This is a genomic window from Aeromonas sp. ASNIH4 (assembly GCF_002934425.1).
GTDB lineage: Bacteria > Pseudomonadota > Gammaproteobacteria > Enterobacterales > Aeromonadaceae > Aeromonas > Aeromonas hydrophila.
Window position 1 is genome coordinate 77,604 of sequence record NZ_CP026217.1, and the last position, 16,325, is coordinate 93,928.

At 64.7% G+C, this 16,325-nt stretch carries 18 protein-coding genes; 5 read left to right on the forward strand and 13 right to left on the reverse strand.

Translation table 11 applies throughout. From position 1 onward, the window contains the following. Position 1 precedes the first annotated feature (1 nt). Positions 2 to 640 (reverse strand): exopolysaccharide biosynthesis protein, encoded by a 639-nt coding sequence (locus C2U40_RS00355; RefSeq protein WP_016349228.1) that lies wholly within the window; start codon positions 638 to 640, stop codon positions 2 to 4. Positions 641 to 890: 250 nt separating this feature from the next. On the opposite strand from C2U40_RS00355, the gene C2U40_RS00360 reads away from it, so the two are divergent. Both C2U40_RS00360 and C2U40_RS00365 read left to right on the forward strand, forming a co-directional pair. Further along, on the forward strand, positions 891 to 1,511 hold the full coding sequence (locus tag C2U40_RS00360; RefSeq protein WP_042064640.1) for an outer membrane beta-barrel protein: 621 nt from the start codon (positions 891 to 893) through the stop codon (positions 1,509 to 1,511). Then, positions 1,508 to 2,059 (forward strand): GNAT family N-acetyltransferase, encoded by a 552-nt coding sequence (locus tag C2U40_RS00365; protein ID WP_103828846.1) that lies wholly within the window; start codon positions 1,508 to 1,510, stop codon positions 2,057 to 2,059. The genes C2U40_RS00360 and C2U40_RS00365 overlap by 4 nt, the downstream gene beginning before the upstream one ends. On the opposite strand, the gene C2U40_RS00370 is transcribed toward C2U40_RS00365, so the two are convergent. Continuing rightward, positions 2,040 to 2,345 carry a monooxygenase gene (locus C2U40_RS00370; protein ID WP_103828847.1) on the reverse strand — a complete coding sequence of 102 codons (306 nt, stop codon included), beginning with the start codon at positions 2,343 to 2,345 and terminating at the stop codon, positions 2,040 to 2,042. The two genes, C2U40_RS00365 and C2U40_RS00370, sit on opposite strands and share 20 nt — an antisense overlap. Positions 2,346 to 2,466: 121 nt before the next feature. Here C2U40_RS00370 and C2U40_RS00375 point away from each other — a divergent pair, with 121 nt between their 5' ends. After that, positions 2,467 to 2,832 carry a winged helix-turn-helix transcriptional regulator gene (locus C2U40_RS00375; RefSeq protein WP_103828848.1) on the forward strand — a complete coding sequence of 122 codons (366 nt, stop codon included), beginning with the start codon at positions 2,467 to 2,469 and terminating at the stop codon, positions 2,830 to 2,832. Here the strand turns inward: C2U40_RS00375 and C2U40_RS00380 are convergent. The 7 genes from C2U40_RS00380 to C2U40_RS00410 all read right to left on the reverse strand — a co-directional run bounded on the left by C2U40_RS00380 (position 2,829) and on the right by C2U40_RS00410 (position 10,354). Next, positions 2,829 to 3,263 carry an N-acetyltransferase gene (locus tag C2U40_RS00380; RefSeq protein ID WP_103828849.1) on the reverse strand — a complete coding sequence of 145 codons (435 nt, stop codon included), beginning with the start codon at positions 3,261 to 3,263 and terminating at the stop codon, positions 2,829 to 2,831. The genes C2U40_RS00375 and C2U40_RS00380 overlap by 4 nt on opposite strands. A gap of 125 nt (positions 3,264 to 3,388) precedes the next feature. Beyond that, positions 3,389 to 3,961 carry a hypothetical protein gene (locus C2U40_RS00385; RefSeq protein ID WP_029301822.1) on the reverse strand — a complete coding sequence of 191 codons (573 nt, stop codon included), beginning with the start codon at positions 3,959 to 3,961 and terminating at the stop codon, positions 3,389 to 3,391. A gap of 128 nt (positions 3,962 to 4,089) precedes the next feature. Continuing rightward, entirely contained in the window at positions 4,090 to 5,127 is a 1,038-nt protein-coding gene (locus tag C2U40_RS00390) for an acyltransferase (protein WP_103828851.1), read from the reverse strand. Between the two features lie 176 nt (positions 5,128 to 5,303). Continuing rightward, positions 5,304 to 5,924 carry a PepSY-associated TM helix domain-containing protein gene (locus tag C2U40_RS00395; RefSeq protein ID WP_199773232.1) on the reverse strand — a complete coding sequence of 207 codons (621 nt, stop codon included), beginning with the start codon at positions 5,922 to 5,924 and terminating at the stop codon, positions 5,304 to 5,306. A gap of 65 nt (positions 5,925 to 5,989) precedes the next feature. Continuing rightward, the gene (locus C2U40_RS00400) at positions 5,990 to 8,032 is read right to left on the reverse strand and encodes a TonB-dependent receptor (protein ID WP_103827296.1); all 2,043 of its coding nucleotides are present in this window, start codon (positions 8,030 to 8,032) and stop codon (positions 5,990 to 5,992) included. A 228-nt stretch (positions 8,033 to 8,260) separates the two neighbouring features. Continuing rightward, a complete protein-coding gene (locus tag C2U40_RS00405) occupies positions 8,261 to 9,172 on the reverse strand; it encodes an ABC transporter substrate-binding protein (protein ID WP_039212909.1) in 912 nt (303 codons plus the stop codon). Between the two features lie 117 nt (positions 9,173 to 9,289). Next, positions 9,290 to 10,354 carry a porin gene (locus C2U40_RS00410; protein ID WP_016349239.1) on the reverse strand — a complete coding sequence of 355 codons (1,065 nt, stop codon included), beginning with the start codon at positions 10,352 to 10,354 and terminating at the stop codon, positions 9,290 to 9,292. Positions 10,355 to 10,574: 220 nt separating this feature from the next. On the opposite strand from C2U40_RS00410, the gene glpX reads away from it, so the two are divergent. After that, entirely contained in the window at positions 10,575 to 11,585 is a 1,011-nt protein-coding gene (gene glpX / locus C2U40_RS00415; RefSeq protein ID WP_016349240.1) for a class II fructose-bisphosphatase, read from the forward strand. 166 nt (positions 11,586 to 11,751) lie between these two features. Continuing rightward, on the forward strand, positions 11,752 to 12,003 hold the full coding sequence (locus C2U40_RS00420; protein WP_103827297.1) for a YkgJ family cysteine cluster protein: 252 nt from the start codon (positions 11,752 to 11,754) through the stop codon (positions 12,001 to 12,003). Positions 12,004 to 12,158: 155 nt separating this feature from the next. On the opposite strand, the gene C2U40_RS00425 is transcribed toward C2U40_RS00420, so the two are convergent. From C2U40_RS00425 to hemC, 4 genes are read right to left on the reverse strand one after another with little or no spacing between them, the layout of a single operon-like run. Further along, positions 12,159 to 13,322: a heme biosynthesis HemY N-terminal domain-containing protein gene (locus C2U40_RS00425; protein ID WP_029301827.1), complete on the reverse strand. Its 1,164-nt coding sequence runs from the start codon at positions 13,320 to 13,322 to the stop codon at positions 12,159 to 12,161. Between the two features lie 10 nt (positions 13,323 to 13,332). After that, entirely contained in the window at positions 13,333 to 14,406 is a 1,074-nt protein-coding gene (locus C2U40_RS00430) for a uroporphyrinogen-III C-methyltransferase (protein ID WP_103827298.1), read from the reverse strand. Then, positions 14,403 to 15,137, reverse strand: coding sequence for a uroporphyrinogen-III synthase (locus tag C2U40_RS00435; protein ID WP_045790785.1), 735 nt, complete (start codon positions 15,135 to 15,137; stop codon positions 14,403 to 14,405). Before C2U40_RS00435 ends, C2U40_RS00430 begins: the two co-directional genes overlap by 4 nt. After that, entirely contained in the window at positions 15,134 to 16,063 is a 930-nt protein-coding gene (gene hemC, locus C2U40_RS00440; RefSeq protein WP_016349245.1) for a hydroxymethylbilane synthase, read from the reverse strand. The genes C2U40_RS00435 and hemC overlap by 4 nt, the downstream gene beginning before the upstream one ends. Positions 16,064 to 16,325: the final 262 nt, after the last annotated feature.

The window sequence follows — 16,325 nt, forward strand, 5'->3', positions numbered from 1 at the left end:
GCTAGCCGAGCAGGGTGGAGACGCTCTGGCCGGCCATCAGCAGGCCGATGGCCAGGGCGCTGAACCAGACCAGGGTGGCGCTCACCAGCAGGTAGCCGCTGGCGACGAACAGGCCGTCGCGCTGCAGCATGCCGATAGCCAGCAGCAGGATGGCCCAGGCCGGCATGGCGTTGGTGAAGGGGATGGCCCCGAGTGGCAGCATCAGCAGCAGGGCCGCCAGCATGATCAGCAGGCCGTTGCAGCGGTTGATGGTACTGCTGCCGGTCAGCAGCAGCAGGCGCGGGCGGATGAAGCGATCGATGCGGGCCAGCAGATCCGCCCCCTTGTGCAGGGTCGGCTTGAGCTGTTCGGCGGCGAAGCGGCGCTCCATCAGGATGGCGGGCAGCCAGGGTACCCGGTTGAGGGTGATGCCGATGCCGATGAACAGGATCAACAGGCCAAACGGGGTGCTGACGCCGGGGATGGAGACCGGCAGCAGGAAGGGCACGGTGAGCAGCACGCAAAACAGCAGCATGCCCTGTTCGCCGACCAGAGCCAGCATCTGGCGCAGGCTGATATGGCTCTCCTCGATGGCGTGGGCGGTGGCCCGCAGGGTATCGGAGAGCTTGTTCTGGGGGTCGTTGAGTTGCGCGGCAACCATTCCCTGATGTCCTTCTGGTGAGTGGAACCGGCTCACCATGAGCCGATTGCGCGCCAGCATACGTGGCACAGGTTAATCCGGGATGAATAACCGCCGGCGCGGATGTGCCGTTTGCCGGCAGGCTGCCGGTGGTGGCGACGGAGTGTGATCTCCCCGCTGAAAATCGCTTAATACAGGCCGGGTTTAGGATGGGGGCCAGTGGGCTCTGATATGCTTGACGGGCACTGATGCAGCGCACGGAGGAGCCGTGATGAAACGAGCAGGGATCATGATGATGGGGCTGTTGTTGCCGCTGGGGCAGGCCTGGAGCGCCGAGGGGGAGGCCGCCCTCGGCTGGCAGGTGACGCCGTTCTTCGGCTACAGCTCGGCCATCGACTTCGAGGCCAATGACGACCCCAAACCGACGCCCGTCGCCACCCGGCTGGAGTCCTTGCAGGGGGAGCGTTCCGGCAGCTGGGGCCTGTTCATCAGCAAGGAGGTGGATGATCCCGGCATGATAGAGCTGCTCTACAGCCACCAGTCCACCCGCCTCTCCCCCGATCAGCCGGATCGGTTGACGGTGGACACCCTCCACTTTGCCGGGGCGCTCACCCTGTCGGACAACCTGATGGCCCCCTATATCGGCGCCGGTATCGGGGCGACCCGCTTTGCCGCCTACGACAGCGAGGTGGCCCCTTCCATGTCGCTGGCGCTCGGGGTGCAGCCGCGCCTGACCGAGCATCTGGCGCTGCGGGCCGAGGTGCGTGGCTATGGCTCGCTGGTCAACGACAACAGCCAGTTTCTCTGCAACCCGGACCAGTGCGTGTTCAAGGTGCGCGGCGAGCTGGTGACCCAGTGGCAGGCCAATATCGGCCTGACCCTGCGGTTTTGAGCCTGGTGCACAGCGGCGACTTGCTGCCCCTGCCTCGTGCACTGCCCTCGCTGTCGACCCCGCGACTGCTGCTGCGGGCGTTTGATGCCGGGGACAGTGCCGATCTGTTCGCCATCTACGGGGACTCCGAGGTCATGCGTTTCGTCGGCGAGCCGCCTTTCCCGAGCCTCGCTACCGTGGCGCAGATGCTGGCGAGCGTCGCGCGGTTGCTGGCCGCCGGCGAGTCGCTGGAGTGGGGGCTGGTGGCGCACGACAGCGAGCGCCTGATCGGCACCTGCGGCCTGCACAGCTTTGCGGGGGAGGCTGGTTTGCGTCAGGCAGAGGTGGGCTGCATGCTGGCTCGCAGCCACTGGGGAGAGGGATGGATGGCAGAGGCGCTGACGGCCCTGATCGCCTATGCCCGCCAGCTCGGCATCGCCACGCTAGTGGCGGATATCGAGCCGGACAATCTGCCCAGCCAGCGGCTGTTTCGGCGGCTGGGCTTTGTCTGGCAGCAGGCTAGCTGCTACCGCTTGTCGCTTGAGGGGATCACAGCAGACCATGGGTGAGTCGGCTGAGCGGCTCGTTGACGTCGAACAGCTTGAACTGCACCGCGCTGGCGCCCATGGCGAGCACCCGCTGCTCGTGCATGGTGGCGTAGGCGAGGGCGCTGGCCTCATCCTCGAACAGATAGATGCCACCCGCCTCGCCGGTGCGCGGGTTTTCGGTCCAGATCTTGGAGATGAAGCCCGGCTCCTTGGTGATGGACTCGGCCAGCGGCATGGCCGCGGCGGTGAGGGCCGGCCCCATCAGCTCGGCGGGGAAGTTGAAATGGATCTGCAGCAGGCTGGGCATGGTGAACCTCTCGTGGGTGTTGAATGACTAAGCCCGCATCATAGGAAGCCGGCATCTTGGCTGCAAGAAGGCACATTTTCGTGGCATAGTTACCGCAAAGTAACCACTTGCGAGCCATCCCTTGTCCTCACTGCCCTGTCCCGCCTACCGGGTGCTGCGCCTGCTGGCCGGTAAATGGAAACCGGCCATCCAGTTTCATCTGCGCGTGCAGACCCTGCGCTTTGGCGACCTGCGCCGCAGCCTGCCCGAGGTGAGCCAGAAGGTGCTCACCGCCCAGTTCAAGGAGCTGGAGAGCGACGGCGTCGTCATCCGCACCCTCTACCCCGACGTGCCGCCCCGGGTGGAGTACAGCCTGAGCCCGCTCGGCGTCGCCCTGCTCCCCCTGCTTCAGCAGATGCACGACTTTGCGCTGAGCCACGGCGATCTGCTGGCCCGGAGTGAAGCGGGGGCGGCCCGCGACGAGCCCCATCTCGGCGAGCCCGGTTAATCCCGCGCCGGCCAGACCATCAGCCACTCGGCGCAGCCGGTATGAGGATCCACGCCCTCGGCCGCCACCTGAAACCCTTGCGCGCGATAGAAGTCGCATGCGGTCCGGTTCTGCTGATAGACCTGCAGCCGCAGGGTCGGCAACTGCCGTTTGGCGTGCTCGAGCAGGGCCTTGCCCAGCCCTTGCCCCTGCCGCGCGGGGGTCACGAAGAGGGCGGCCAGGGTGCCTTCGTGCAGGGAGTAGAAGCCCAGTACCTGCTCACCCAGGCAGAGCAGCTGGCTGTCGGCGGCGGGCAGATAGATCTCCCGCATCGGCGCCAGGTTGGCGTGCCAGTAAGCGGGCTCGATGAAGTGGTGGGCCTGCAGGGAGGCCTCCAGCCAGATGGCGAGGACGGCCTCGGTGTCGGCCGGGGTGAAGGGGCGGATCTGCATGGGTGTCTCGTCTGGAATCATCACAAGGGAGGCATGGTAACAGCACAGGCCCCGTCGTCACCCGACGGGTGGCCAAACTGGTACCTCCATAACAAAACAGGCGACCCGCGGGTCGCCTGTTGCCGTTAGCCGGCGTAGGGGAGGGAGGAGTGGTGCAGCACGATGCGTACCTTGCCGTCGTCCCCCTTCTTGAAGCCCCAGGTCTTGTCGACCGTGGTCTGCTTGTTGTCCCGATCGGTCAGGTGCACCTTGCCCATGGTGAGGGCCATGTCGCCGTTGATGTAGACGGCGGCATTGTCGTAGTTGTAGCTCTGCCAGTTCTTGAGGGCGAAGCCGGTGTCGGCGGGATAGGCCTGATTGTTGCCGACGAAGTAGGCCAGCGCCCCTTCCTGATTGATGCGGAAGGTCTGTTCGCCGCCGGCCAGGGTCGGCTTGAACAGCACGGGGCCATGGTGGTAGCCGTAGGCGCCGTCGAGCACGGCGGTGGCGGTGGCTCTGGCCTTGTCGATGCCGCCGCTGCGGTAGTCGTCGCTGATCTGGATCAGGGCCTTGCCCCAGGCATCCTGCGCGGCCTTGATCTCGGCTTCGGTGATGTTGTTGTTGGCGATCTGGGCGGCGCTGAGGGAGCCGCTGGCGGCGAGCAGAACGAGGACAAGGCCGGATTGCTTGGTGAACAGCATCTTGGTGAGCAACTTCATACGGTCGTGACTCCTGGGTGTCGCGTTTAAGGAGTCCCGGAGTTTATCTATCCGCGATGAATAAAGATTGAACCCCCCATTCAGCCTTGAGTGGGGAGGGATCGGCCTCCCTCCCATCCTCATTTCCCTTAGCGGGCCCGCAGCAGCCAGCGACTGGCTGCCCCCTGTGCCAGCAGCCGGTAGCCGAGCAGGGAGAGCGCCAGCAGCGCCGGCACCTTCAGCAGCTCCCACCACACCTGCTTGCCTTGCGGGCCGAAGATCATCAGCCACACCACCAGCATCATGTGCAGACAGTAGAGGCCCAGCACCTTGGGTGCCTGGCGCTCGAGCCAGCTGCCCCGGCCCCAGCCCGGATTGGCCAGCAGCAGGCCGAACAGTCCCAGCGCCCAGGGGAGCGAACCCAGCAGGAAGTCGTGGCGGTTGAGGGGCACGGCGGCAAAGTGCAGCAGCCCTGCGGCCTCGAGGGCGTAGAGCCCCATCCCCGCCATCATCAGCAGGGCGCAGTGCCTGGCATCCGGCTGCCAGGCGCGCAGGCGCAGCTCGGCGCCAAGGGCCACGAACAGCAGCGAGAAGAAGGGGCCGTTGCGGGTCAGCAGGGCCCACTCGCCCCCCAGCAGCGGCGGGCCATAGGAGCCGCCGAGCAGGGCCAGCCCGTAGAGCAGGACGCCCAGCAGCAGGGCCAGCCGGGGCAGGCGGGCCTGCTGGCAGAGCGCCAGGATCAGCACCGCCAGCATCAGGGAGGGCAGGAACCAGAGGTGGATCATGCCGCCCACCCACCAGGCGTTGAGCGGATCCCCCAGCTGCATCTGCCACTGGCTTGCCATGGCCGGCAGGTATCCCTCGCTCACCGCCGCGAGCGGGTTGAAGGGTATCAGCACGTAGAGCAGGCTCCACGCCAGCCAGAGCCCCAGCAGCGGGCGGCAGTAGCGCAGCGCCACCGTCAGGGGGTGGCCTGCGGCGAGAGCGGGCTGCAGAAAGTAGCCGGCGCAGAGGAAGAACAGCGGCACCGCGAAGCGGCAGAGCTGGTTGATGACGCCCCCGAGCCAGAAGTAGAGAGTGCCGTCCCACAGGGTGGGATCGAAGGGGTTGCTGAAGGGGGAGAGGTGAATGGCCATCACCGCCATGATGGCCACTACTCGCCCGCACTCTATGCTGGAGATGCGCATGCTGCCTCTTGCCGCTTGGGTTGAGGGCGCACCCTAGCAGCCGCAGGCGATCCTCATCCAGCCGCCAGGCCGGCAACTGTGACCCCCATCGGCGGCCGGTTACCCTTTGTTACCCGAGGTGCGGGCAAGGTTACCGCCGCCGAGAGACAGATCCCGTTTTGCCGTCGGTAAATGCGCTAGAGCAGGGCCACCAGCACGGTGACCAAGGCGCCCAGCAGCAGCAGGGCGATGCCGCGCGCGGCCGGGCCGTGCAGCTTGTTCCACATCAGCAGGCTGGTGAGGGCCAGCAGCAGCATGGCCAGCGCCGCCAGATCCCCCACCAGCTGCCACGACAGGCCGGTACCCATGCCACGGTGCAGCCGGTTGAGGCTGGCGGCAAAGTTGGCCTGCTGCAGTTCGGTGCGCACCAGCAATGTGCCCGCCACATAGCTGGCAGCCACGCTTTCGCTCAGGGTGACGCCGCGCATCTCCCAGCGGGCCGGCAGGGTGAGCGGGCCGTCGGGGGTGGGCAGGGTCTGGGGCGGGGTGAGCTGGACGCGCGCCTCCTCGAACCCTGCTGCATAGCGTTGCAGCAGCAGGCTTTTCAGCTCATCCGGGCTGGTCAGCGGCGCGCTCAGCACTATCTCTTCGCTGGATTTTTCGGTGTGGGGGCCGGGCAGCGGCAGCGCGGCCCTGTGTTGCAGCCAGAGGCCGGTGAGGCCGTAGAGCAGCATCAGGGTGAGGGTGGCAAAGCCGGCCCAGGCGTGGATGCGGCGCACCCACTTGTTGTTGTGCAGGGGGAGTTTTCTGCGTTTCATCGCTCGGTGCTTCATAAAAATCTGGCCAGCGAACGCTGGCCAGAGGGATCGGGAAAAGGCGGGGATCAGAAGCGGTAGGCGGCGCTCAGATGCAGCTGACGGGGTGTGCCCGGCATGATCTGGGAGGCGCTGGTGGCGCTGACGAAGTAGTCGTGATCGGTCAGGTTCTCCACGCTCAGCTGGGTTTCCCACTGCTGCCAGCGGTAGCCGGCACGGGCGTCGAAGCGTGCGTAACCGGGCAGGGTGGTGGTGTTGGCGTTGTCGGCGAAGCGATCGCCCACCGCAGTCACCCCGGTCTCGCCGAACCAGCCCTGCTTGCCGCTCTGATAGCCGGCGAACAGCTCGCCGTTCTGACGGGAGACGTTCATCGGCCGCTTGCCTTGCAGATCGGCGTCCGCCTTGACCTGCTCGGCATCCTGGATGGCGATGCCGCCGCGCAGGTAGAGCTCGTCGGTCAGCTGGGCGCGGGCGCTCAGCTCGATCCCCTCGGTGCGCTGCAGACCGGTGAGGATCACCTTGGTGGGATCCAGCGGATCCTTGCTGCGTTTGTTGTACATCTCCAGCCGGTAGAGGGAGAGGGTGGTCGCCAGGCGGCCATCCAGCCAGTCGCTCTTCACGCCGCCCTCGTACAGCCGGGTGTGCTGGGGATCCAGGTTGTTGTTCTTGTCGCCCGGGGTGATGCCGATCAGCTCCCCGCCCACCGGGGTGAAGGTCTTGCTGTAGGAGGCGTAGAAGGCGTGCTCCTCGATCGGGTTCCACACCAGACCCAGGCGCGGGCTCAGGCTGGTGACCGAGACGGTCTCCTCCTTGTTGAGGTCGTTGCGGCGGCTGGTGACGGTGAAGTCGTCGCGGCGCAGACCCGCCAGCAGGTGCCAGTCACCCAGGCTGAGCTGATCCTGCACATAGAGGCCATAGCCACGCACCTTGTGGTTGGCGTCGCTGGAGAGCTTCATGGCGCCATCGTAGGTGGGCAAAGAGCCCGGATCATAGAGGTTGCCGGCCGGGATCGCGGTGGCGTTCTGGTAGAGCTTGGGGGTGCGCTCCTGCCAGTTCTGCTCGAAGCCCACCAGCAGACGGTGCTCGATGGGGCCGGTCTGCAGCTGGCCTTCGGCCTCGGTGTTGCTGATCAGGCTGTTGGCCTTGAGATCCTGCTGCCAGCGGGAGCGGGTCACCTGATCCCCCTTCACGCTGGTGACATAGGTGTTGTCGAACTGGCTGTCGAGGCTGGTGTAGCCCAGCTGCTGGCGCAGTTGCCACTGATCGTTGATGTCCCAGGTGAGGCGTGAGCGGGTGGACTGGGCCACGTCGTCAATGAAGTCACGGCGGGTATCGCTGTAGACATACTCCTTCGGCACGTCGGCGGGCCGGCCGTTGACGCCGGGGATGCCGCGATCCGGGGTGCGGTCGTGCTCGTTGCGCTCGTACTGCAGCAGCCAGTTCAGCTTGTCACTGATCTCCCAGTTGACGGAGGGGGCCAGCAGGGTGCGTTTGCTGGTCACGCCGTTGCGAAAGCTGTCCTTGTCTTCTTGGGCCAGGTTGAGGCGCACCTGCACCTGCTCACCCGCTTCGCCGTTGAGGTCGGCGGCCAGCCGGCGGCTGTCGAAGCTGCCGACCTGGGCGCTGACGCTGGATTCCAGCCCCTTCTGCGGCTTCTTGCTGACCCGGTTGACGATGCCGCCGGTGCTGCCACGGCCATAGAGCACCGCCGCCGGCCCCTTGAGCACTTCGACCCGCTCGGTGTTGCCAAGGTCGCGGGTGTACTGCATGTCGTCGCGAAAGCCGTCCAGATAGAAGTCGTTGCTGGCGCTGAAGCCGCGGATGTTGACCCCGTCGAAACGGGTGTCACCGCTGGCGTTGACGCCGGGGATGCCGGTCAGCGCCTCGCTCAGGGTGGGCTGGCCGAAGGCGGTCAGCTCGCTCGCCTTGACGCTGTCGATGGCCTGCGGCACCAGCTTGGCCGGGGTGTTGGTGCGGGTCGCGGTGGCGACCTCTTCATGTTGGCTGCGTTTGCCGACCACTGTCATGGTCTCGTCTTCGGCGTGCGCGCCGGCGCTCAGGGCCAGCAGGGCGACACTCAGCAGAGTGCGTGGGTGGTGAGGTGTGTGCATGTTGCGTGTTGACTCTTGAAGAAGCGACCTGATGGTCTGAACTTGTTGATTTATTTGTAATTATTTTGTTTTCTCCCATCCGGGAGGATGCTAATGATATTGATTTTCATTAGCTGTGCAATAGAAACATGTTTTGACGATGGGGCTGGGTATCGGATGGCTCGCCACCGCCGACAGGGCGCCCTGCCGGCAAGGTGACGGGAGGAGGGAAGAAGGGGGATGAGGGGCTCAGTGGTCGGCGGCAGAGGGCGCGATCTCGGCCAGCTGCTTGCCCAGTACCAGCCGCGGCGCCGGGTCGGTCTGCAGCGGGATATCCTGCAGCGGGGTGCCCTGCAGGTTGCGGTGGATGATGCTGGCCGCCATCTGGCCGAGGGCCCGATAGCTGCTGATGGTGCCGACGGTGCAGCCGTGCTCGACATAGAGCTCGGCGCTGCAGATGGTGGGGATACCCGCCTCGTTGAGGGCAGCCAGCAGTTCGGGGGCGATGGAGAGCAGGTAGCTGTCGGCGGCGAGAAACACGATGCTCTCTTTGGCGTCGTGCTGCAGCCGCTTGAGTTCGCTGGCCAGCCGCCGCTTGTCCGGCGCGATGCGCCAGGTGGTGAGCTCCCACTGGTAGCGACGGGCTTCGCGCAGCAGCAGCTCGCCGGTCAGCAGGGTGTTCTGCTCGCGCGGGTTGAACGGCAGCAGCAGCCCCTTGCCGGCGGGCAGATAGCGGCGGGCGTTGGCGAGCTGCAGCGCCATCGGCACCATGTTGCTGGTGCCGGCCACCATCTGGTTTTCCGTCTTGTCGTCGGACAGGAAGCCGGCCCCGACGGGGTCGGACACTATGCTGAAAATCAACGGCTTGCGGTTGCCCACCAGGCTCTTGACCATGGCCGTGGCGGTGGTGCCGAAGCAGTAGATGTAGTCGTAGTCGGCGAGGGAGGGCAGCAGTTGCTGGCGCAGCAGGGTGGCCAGCGCGGTTCTGTCCTGATTGGCGTTGAAGGTAACGAAAGTGGGGTGATGACCGAGCCGGTTCAGCTCGTCGCGAAAGCCGCGCTCGGCGTCCGTTTCGCCGCGCCACAGCACCATGGCGATGGTCAGCGCCTGGACGGGCAGGGCGCAGAGCAGACAGCAGCAGATGAGCAGGCGTAGCGGCATGATGATCTCCTCGTCGTGGTTCTGTTGAGCCTAGATCATGGGGAGCAGGGCACGCCGACGCGGATGCAAAAGAGCGCGCCGGCATCAGCCGGCGCGCGCAGTGCAGAGGGGCCCGACTTAGAAGTCGTAGCGGGCCGCCAGCTGGAAGTCATCCTTGACGTTGAGCTTGCCGCTCTCTTTGCTGTCGAGGTTGTTGATGCGGTACTCGCCGATGACGCGCAGGTTCTTGTTGAACTTGTACTGGGCGCCCAGGGTGTAGTAGTCGATGGAGTCATAGTCGGCCTTGCCGTCTTGCTCCACCTTCTGCTTGTTCCACAGCGCCATCAGGCCGAAGCCGTTCTCGAAGTTGTAGCCCAGTGCCCCTTCCCAGCCGGTGTGATCCTTGCCGGTGGCCAGGAAGTCGGTGCCGTCCGCATAGCTCAGGGCGGCGTAGACGGCCTTGTTGTCGTACTTGGCGGAGAGCAGCCACAGCTTGGCATCCTCTTCCCCGTTCTTGTCGCGGATCCCCACGTTGTAGGCGGTGCCCAGCGCCAGGTTGAACGGGAAGGTGTAGGCCACGGCGGCGCCGTAGGCGGCATCGCTGTCCTTGCTGGTGGTCTCTTCGGTGTCACCGCCGTCGAACTTGTAGCTGGTGTCGACCTGGAAGCCGTTGAACAGACCGGAGTACTTCAGCACGGAACCGGCACGGTTGGTGGCGAAGGTGTCGGTCTTGGCGCCCAGCGCGTCGTTGCCGTAACCGTCAGAGAGAGAAACGTCGGTCCAGTCAGCCAGGAAGCCAGGGGCCCCTTTCTGGCGACCGAAGGTGATGTTGCCCCAGTCGGCGCCAACACCGGCGAACGCCAGACGGGTGCGCAGGTTGTCGGAGTTCTCGCTGATGGTCTTCTCGCTGTCGTTGATGTACATCTGCACTTCGTACTGGGCCAGCGCCTTCAGTTGGCTGTTGATCTGGCTGTCGACCTTGGCGCCGAAGCGGACGAACTGGTTGGCGCCCTGCTTGTCGCTGTACTCCTGAGTGCCGTTTGGATGGGTGCTGTCGACCCCTTCCTTCTTGTCACCGAAGAACTGGCCGGCGTAGATGCGGCCGTACAGATCCAGGGTGGTGGTGTCATTCTTGTAAACTTCAACGGCGTGAGCCTGGAAGGCCGCGGTGAGAGCCAGTGCCACTACAGTCAGCTTTTTCATCTTAATCCCTTGTGTTGCAAGCTTTGTTGTAAAAGACGGGGGCCATGCTAGGCAGGGGGGATGACAGCGGGGTGACACTCTCGTGAAGTGTCGGTGGCGGTTTGATGTCAAATTGGTGAAAGGGCCGTGTTTTGTGTGACGAACCGCCACTTTTGCGCGCAAAGGTTTGCCCTTGTGGTAGAATGCCGCCCGTTTTCGAGCTCCAAAGGTTGGATATGCGATGAGACGTGAACTGGCAATCGAGTTTTCCCGAGTGACGGAAGCGGCTGCACTGGCTGGCTACAAGTGGCTCGGACGTGGTGACAAGAATATCGCCGATGGGGCGGCCGTTGCGGCCATGCGCCATATCCTCAATCAGATCCAGATCGATGGTGAGATTGTGATCGGCGAGGGTGAAATTGACGAAGCCCCCATGCTCTACATCGGCGAGAAGGTGGGCACGGGTCTGGGCGACGCGGTGGACATCGCGGTCGACCCCATCGAGGGTACCCGCATGACCGCCATGGGTCAGGCCAATGCCCTGGCCGTGCTGGCCGTCGGCGACAAGGGCTCCTTCCTCAAGGCCCCCGACATGTACATGGAGAAGCTGATCGTGGGTCCCAAGGCCAAGGGTGCCATCGACCTCGATCAGGCCCTCGAGCTGAACCTCAAGGCCGTGGCCAAGGCGCTCGGCAAGCCGCTCTCCCGCCTGACCGTGATCACCCTGGCCAAGCCGCGTCACGACAAGGCGATCAAGGAGATGCAGGGGCTGGGTGTGCGGGTGTTCGCCATTCCTGACGGCGACGTGGCTGCCTCCATCCTCACCTGTCTGCCGGACAGCGAAGTGGACATGCTGTATGGCATCGGCGGCGCGCCGGAAGGGGTGATCTCGGCGGCGGTGATCCGTGCGCTGGACGGTGACATGCAGGCCCGCCTGGTGCCCCGTCATCAGGTCAAGGGCGACAGCCCGGAAGTGCGTGCGCTGGGCGAGCAGGAAATTGCCCGCTGCGAGGCACTCGGCATCGACGTGAGCAAGGTGCTCAAGCTGGAAGACCTGGCCAAGAATGACAACGTCATCTTCTCGGCCACCGGCATCACCAAGGGTGATCTGCTGGATGGCATCACCAGCGACGGCGTCATGGCGACCACCGAGACCCTGCTGATCCGTGGCAAGTCGCGGACCATCCGCCGCATCAAGTCGATCCACTTCCTGGATCGCAAAGACAGCGTGGTGCGCGACATCATCCTCTAATCAGGATGCGTGCGGGGCAACCCCCATGGTACCGCCTGAAAAGCCCGACGCTGTCGGGCTTTTTGTTGTCTGTTGCAAGGCACTATTTCATGGCGAGGCCGGGATAACAGTGAAGAAAATCCCCGCCCTTTGCTAAACTGGTTCGCCCTGCCGAGGAAAGCATTACATGGAATGTCGTCAAGGTTGCGGTGCCTGCTGCATCGCCCCCAGTATCAGCAGTGCCATTCCCGGCATGCCCGACGGCAAACCGGCCGGCGTGCCCTGCGTGCAGCTCGATGCGCGGCTGGGCTGCAAGATCTTCGGCCAGCCCGAGCGCCCGGCGGTGTGCGGCGCCTTTCGTCCCATGCAGGACGTGTGCGGCTATCACCGGGAGGAGGCTATCTGGCTCATTGGTGAACTGGAGCGAATGACGGCCTGAGGCTGACCCTCTCCCTCAGGGAGAGAGTGGTTGCTGGTTCCCCCTCATCCCCGACCCTTCTCCCGCGAGGGGAGAAGGGAGAGCAGCTATTCGGAACAATCCCAATAAAAAGAAGCCGCAACTGCGGCCTCTTTTTATTTTGCGACGAACGGACGTCAGACGTCGGCCAGCTGCAATGCCTGGCGGTAGTACTCGTTGGCCTTGTTGGTCAGGCGGCGCTTGTCCATCACCTGACCGAGGGCGTGGTAGACGGCGGCGTTCGGCGCTTTTGCGACCTCCTGTTCCAGCAGGCGCTGGGCGTCGTCCAGCTGACCGGCCAGCAGGTAGACCTGGGCCAGCGCCGCATCGACGCCAGGTTGATCCTGGATCTTCTGCAGCAGGGTCAGCATCGGCTGGTAGCTGTCGAGCTTGAGCTTGGGCAGACGGGCCAGCAGCTGGGGCGAGACCTGCTTGCGCAGCGCATCCAGCCACAGCTCGGCGGCTTCATTGTCGGCTCCCAGCTGGCGCAGGCGATCGCCATAGGCGGCCAGCAGATCCGGATCCTGGCGCAGCTTGCGCGGCAGCTCCTGCCAGATCGGGCGCAGCGTCTCGAGGGCGCCGCTGGCGGCGTTCAGGCGGCCACGCCAGGCCTGCTGCAGCAGATCCTCTTCCTGTTTGGGGGTCAGCTTGCCCACCTTGTGCAGCACTGGGATGAGGTCGATGAGGGCAGCCCAGTCCTCGCGGGCCAGGTGCACCTGGCGCAGCTGGTCCAGTACCATGGGGTGGCGCGGGTTGAGGGCGTAGACGGATTCCAGCATGGCCAGCGCGGTGTCGTACTGGCCCTGCTCGATCTGCAGCTGGGTCTGGGTCAGGGTCAGTGCCAGCTCGGCCTTGGGGTTCTCCTCCTGCGCCTTTTGCAGGTATTGGTCCCGGCGCACGTCATCGCCACGGGCCTGGGCCGCTTTGGCGGCGCTCAGGTAGTTGAGCAGCGGGGTGTCGCTGTTGCTGGCGCCCTTGAGCATCAGCTTCTCGGCCTGGCTGTAGTGCCCTTCGGCCATGGCCAGGGTGGCGGCCACGGTCTGCTGGTTGGCCTTGCGGCGCCGGCGCGAGCCGTACCAGCCCAGGGTCTTGCGGCGCAGGCCGAATACCCGGCCCAGCAGCCACTCGACAATGAGCAGGGCACCGTAGAACAGCACCGCCAGGATCACCGCGCTGGTGACCGAAGATTCAACCGTGTAGTTGCCCAGCGAGATCAGCACATAGCCCTTGTTGCCGGAGGCCTGCGGGCCGAAGATGAGGCCCGCCACCATGGCGGCCACCAGTACAATCAGACGAATCATGGTGCCCTCCTCAGTTGCTGGCCAGAATGCGCTGCAGGCGCTCGGTCAGCACCTCTTCCAGCATGGCCTGGGTCTTGAAGCGATCCGGATAGTTGAACTGGATCTGCTCCCCCTTGAGCTTGTCCAGCTCGGACTGCATGTAGTGGGTGGCGCTGTTGTCGGTGTCGAAATACTGGGTCAGCCAGCGCTGGGCCTTGTCCAGGCTGTCGTCATAGAGGGCCTGCTGCTCACGGTAGACGGCGAGCTGGGCCTGCAGCAGCTTGGTCTTGAGGTTCTCGCGCAGGAATATCTCCTGCTGCGGGGAGAGCAGGGCCTCCACCGCGCCGTCACGGCGGCGGATGGTGATGAAGTTCTCGGTGAACTTGACCCAGTTCTTCTTGAGATTGCTCTCCCACTCGTCCGGGTTGGTGCTGACGGCCTGATCAGGCTCGCTCTTGGCTTCCGGCATGCTGACGGTGGAGAGCGGCAGCAGCTCGATCTGATCGGAAAGGGCGGCCAGCTTCAGGGTCAGCCCTTCGCGGTCGATGCGCGGCATCCCCTTGAGCTGGGCGATGTCTTCGGCCAGCGCCTTGCGGATGGGCATCAGGCTGGGATCGTTGAGCGCCTTGATGCGCTCGTCGGCATTGCCGAGCAGTGTGATGGCGGAGACGAGGTCGTGTTCCAGCCACAGCTTGCGACCGGCCATCCGCACCAGATATTCGGATTCGGCCAGCATCCAGTCGTTGGGGCGCTTGTCGTTGAGATCCAGCACTCGGGTCTGCAACCCCTTGAGCTCGTCCTGCAGCAGTTGCTGCTGCTTGCCGAGGGCGGCCAGCTGCTCGCCATCCTTGCTGTTGCTCTGGTCAAGCTTGTTCATGGCCTCGGCCAGTTGCTGCTTGAGCTGGTTCAGCTCGCCCTGCTGGGCCACCGCACTCTTGTGGCCGTGCAGATAGAGGCCGCCGGTCAGGCCGAGGGCCAGCAGGATGGCGATGCCGCCGACCACAGCACCCGAGCTGCCCTTCTTGTTGTTGACCTTCTGGCCGGGTTGCTTGTTGTCGGCCACGGAGGCCGCGGCACTCGGCTGGACTTCTTGCTGTTCAGTCATTCCATCTTCCTCAGTTCCAGAGCGGCCGTCAGGGCCTGGTTGGATGCACCCTGGGCAATCGTGATATGGGTAAAGCCCGCCGCCGCGGCCATCTCGGCCACCCGCGGGCTGGGCACCACCAGCAGGCGGTCGTGCAGCCAGGGCAGCTGTTGGTCCGGGACCAGTTCCAGCAGCCGCTGCAGCAGTTCGCCGCTGGTGACGAGCAGGCTGTCGAGCCCGGCCGCCTGCCAGTGGCGGGTCAATGCGTCCCCGTCCAGTGCGGGGTAGTGGCGCTCATAGGCCGCACAATAGTGCACCAGTGCGCCGCGTGAGGCCAGCGTCCGGGCGATGAGATCCCGGCCGCCATTGCCGCGCAGGATCAGCACCTGCTTGCCGTTCACCTGTTGCAGGCCGGGCAGGGCCAGCAGCCCTTCGCTGCGCGGATCGTCCGGGCTCAAGGCCTGGATGCCCACCTCAGCGAAGGCATCCGCACTGGCCTGACCGACCGCAAAGTAGTCAATATTTGGCCAGGTCTGACCAGTTTGCAACAGAAAATGATGAGTGAAATGAACTGCATGCACGCTGACGGCGATGACGATGTCGGCCTGGGGCAGCAGTTCGGGCAGGCGGTGCAGTTCGCTGCCCGCCACGGTTTCCAACAGCGGGCAGCAGAGCGGTGCGTGGCCGTGCTGGCGCAGCAGTGCCGCCAGCTCGGCGGCCTGGGCGGCCGGGCGCACCACCAGCGGGATCATGCCCGGTAGACCTCGGCCAGGATGACATCGGCACCATCGGCCAGCAGACGCTGGGCCAGGGTGTGGCCAAGGGCCTCCCCGTCGGCCAGCGGGCCGCGGATCTCGTCGCGAATGACACGGCTGCCATCCGGGCTGCCCACCAGGCCACGCAGCCACACTTCTTCCCCCTGCACCAGGGCGTAGGCCCCGATGGGGACCTGGCAGCCCCCCTGCAGGGCACGGTTCATGGCGCGCTCGGTCAGCACCCGGATCCGGGTCTCGGGGTGTTCGAGCGGCGCCAGTAGGGCGTGCAGCTCGTGATCGTCGAGGCGGCATTCGATGCCGACCGCACCCTGACCGTTGGCGGGCAGGCTCTGTTCCGGCTCGATGAAGGCGGTGATGCGGTGCGCCATCTCCAGCCGTTTCAGGCCGGCGGCGGCGAGGATGATGGCGTCGTATTCACCGGCGTCCAGCTTGGCGAGACGGGTGTTGACGTTGCCGCGCAGGTCGCGGATCACCAGATCCGGGCGTGCCGCGCGCAGCTGGCACTGACGACGCAGGCTGGAGGTACCGACCACGGCTCCCTGCGGCAGCTCATCGATCTGGCCGAAGCGGTTGGAAACAAAGGCATCGCGCGGATCTTCGCGCTCGCAGATGGTGTGCAGGCCGAGCCCCTCGGGGAACTCCACCGGCACGTCTTTCATGGAGTGCACGGCGATGTCGGCTCGTCCCTCCAGCATGGCGGTTTCCAGCTCCTTGACGAACAGCCCCTTGCCGCCCACCTTGGCGAGAGGGGTATCCAGGATCTTGTCACCCTGAGTGCTCATGGGCACCAGCTCAACCTGCAACTCGGGGTACAGGGCTTCCAGCCGGTCTTTGACGAAGTTGGCCTGCCACAGGGCCAAGGGGCTCTTGCGAGTGGCAATTTTCAGGGTTCGGGCTGCCATATCAATCAGTTGTTTCATCTTTAGAAGGAAAACGATCTTACCACCCTTTGCAGGGGCTTTCATGGCGCAGCCCGCAAAAGCGGGCTCAAGCTCAAAAACGGCCGCTGAAAATGATTTTTATTAAGTCTGGCTTGCGAGTTAATTTATTGAAATTACAGTTTTTTATTGCTTTCCAATGATACTGTTTAGTGACTTGTCATAAATAATCCGGCGATTGTGTGCGGGCTTGTTTACCACCGCTGTTTGCATTGTTAACATGATC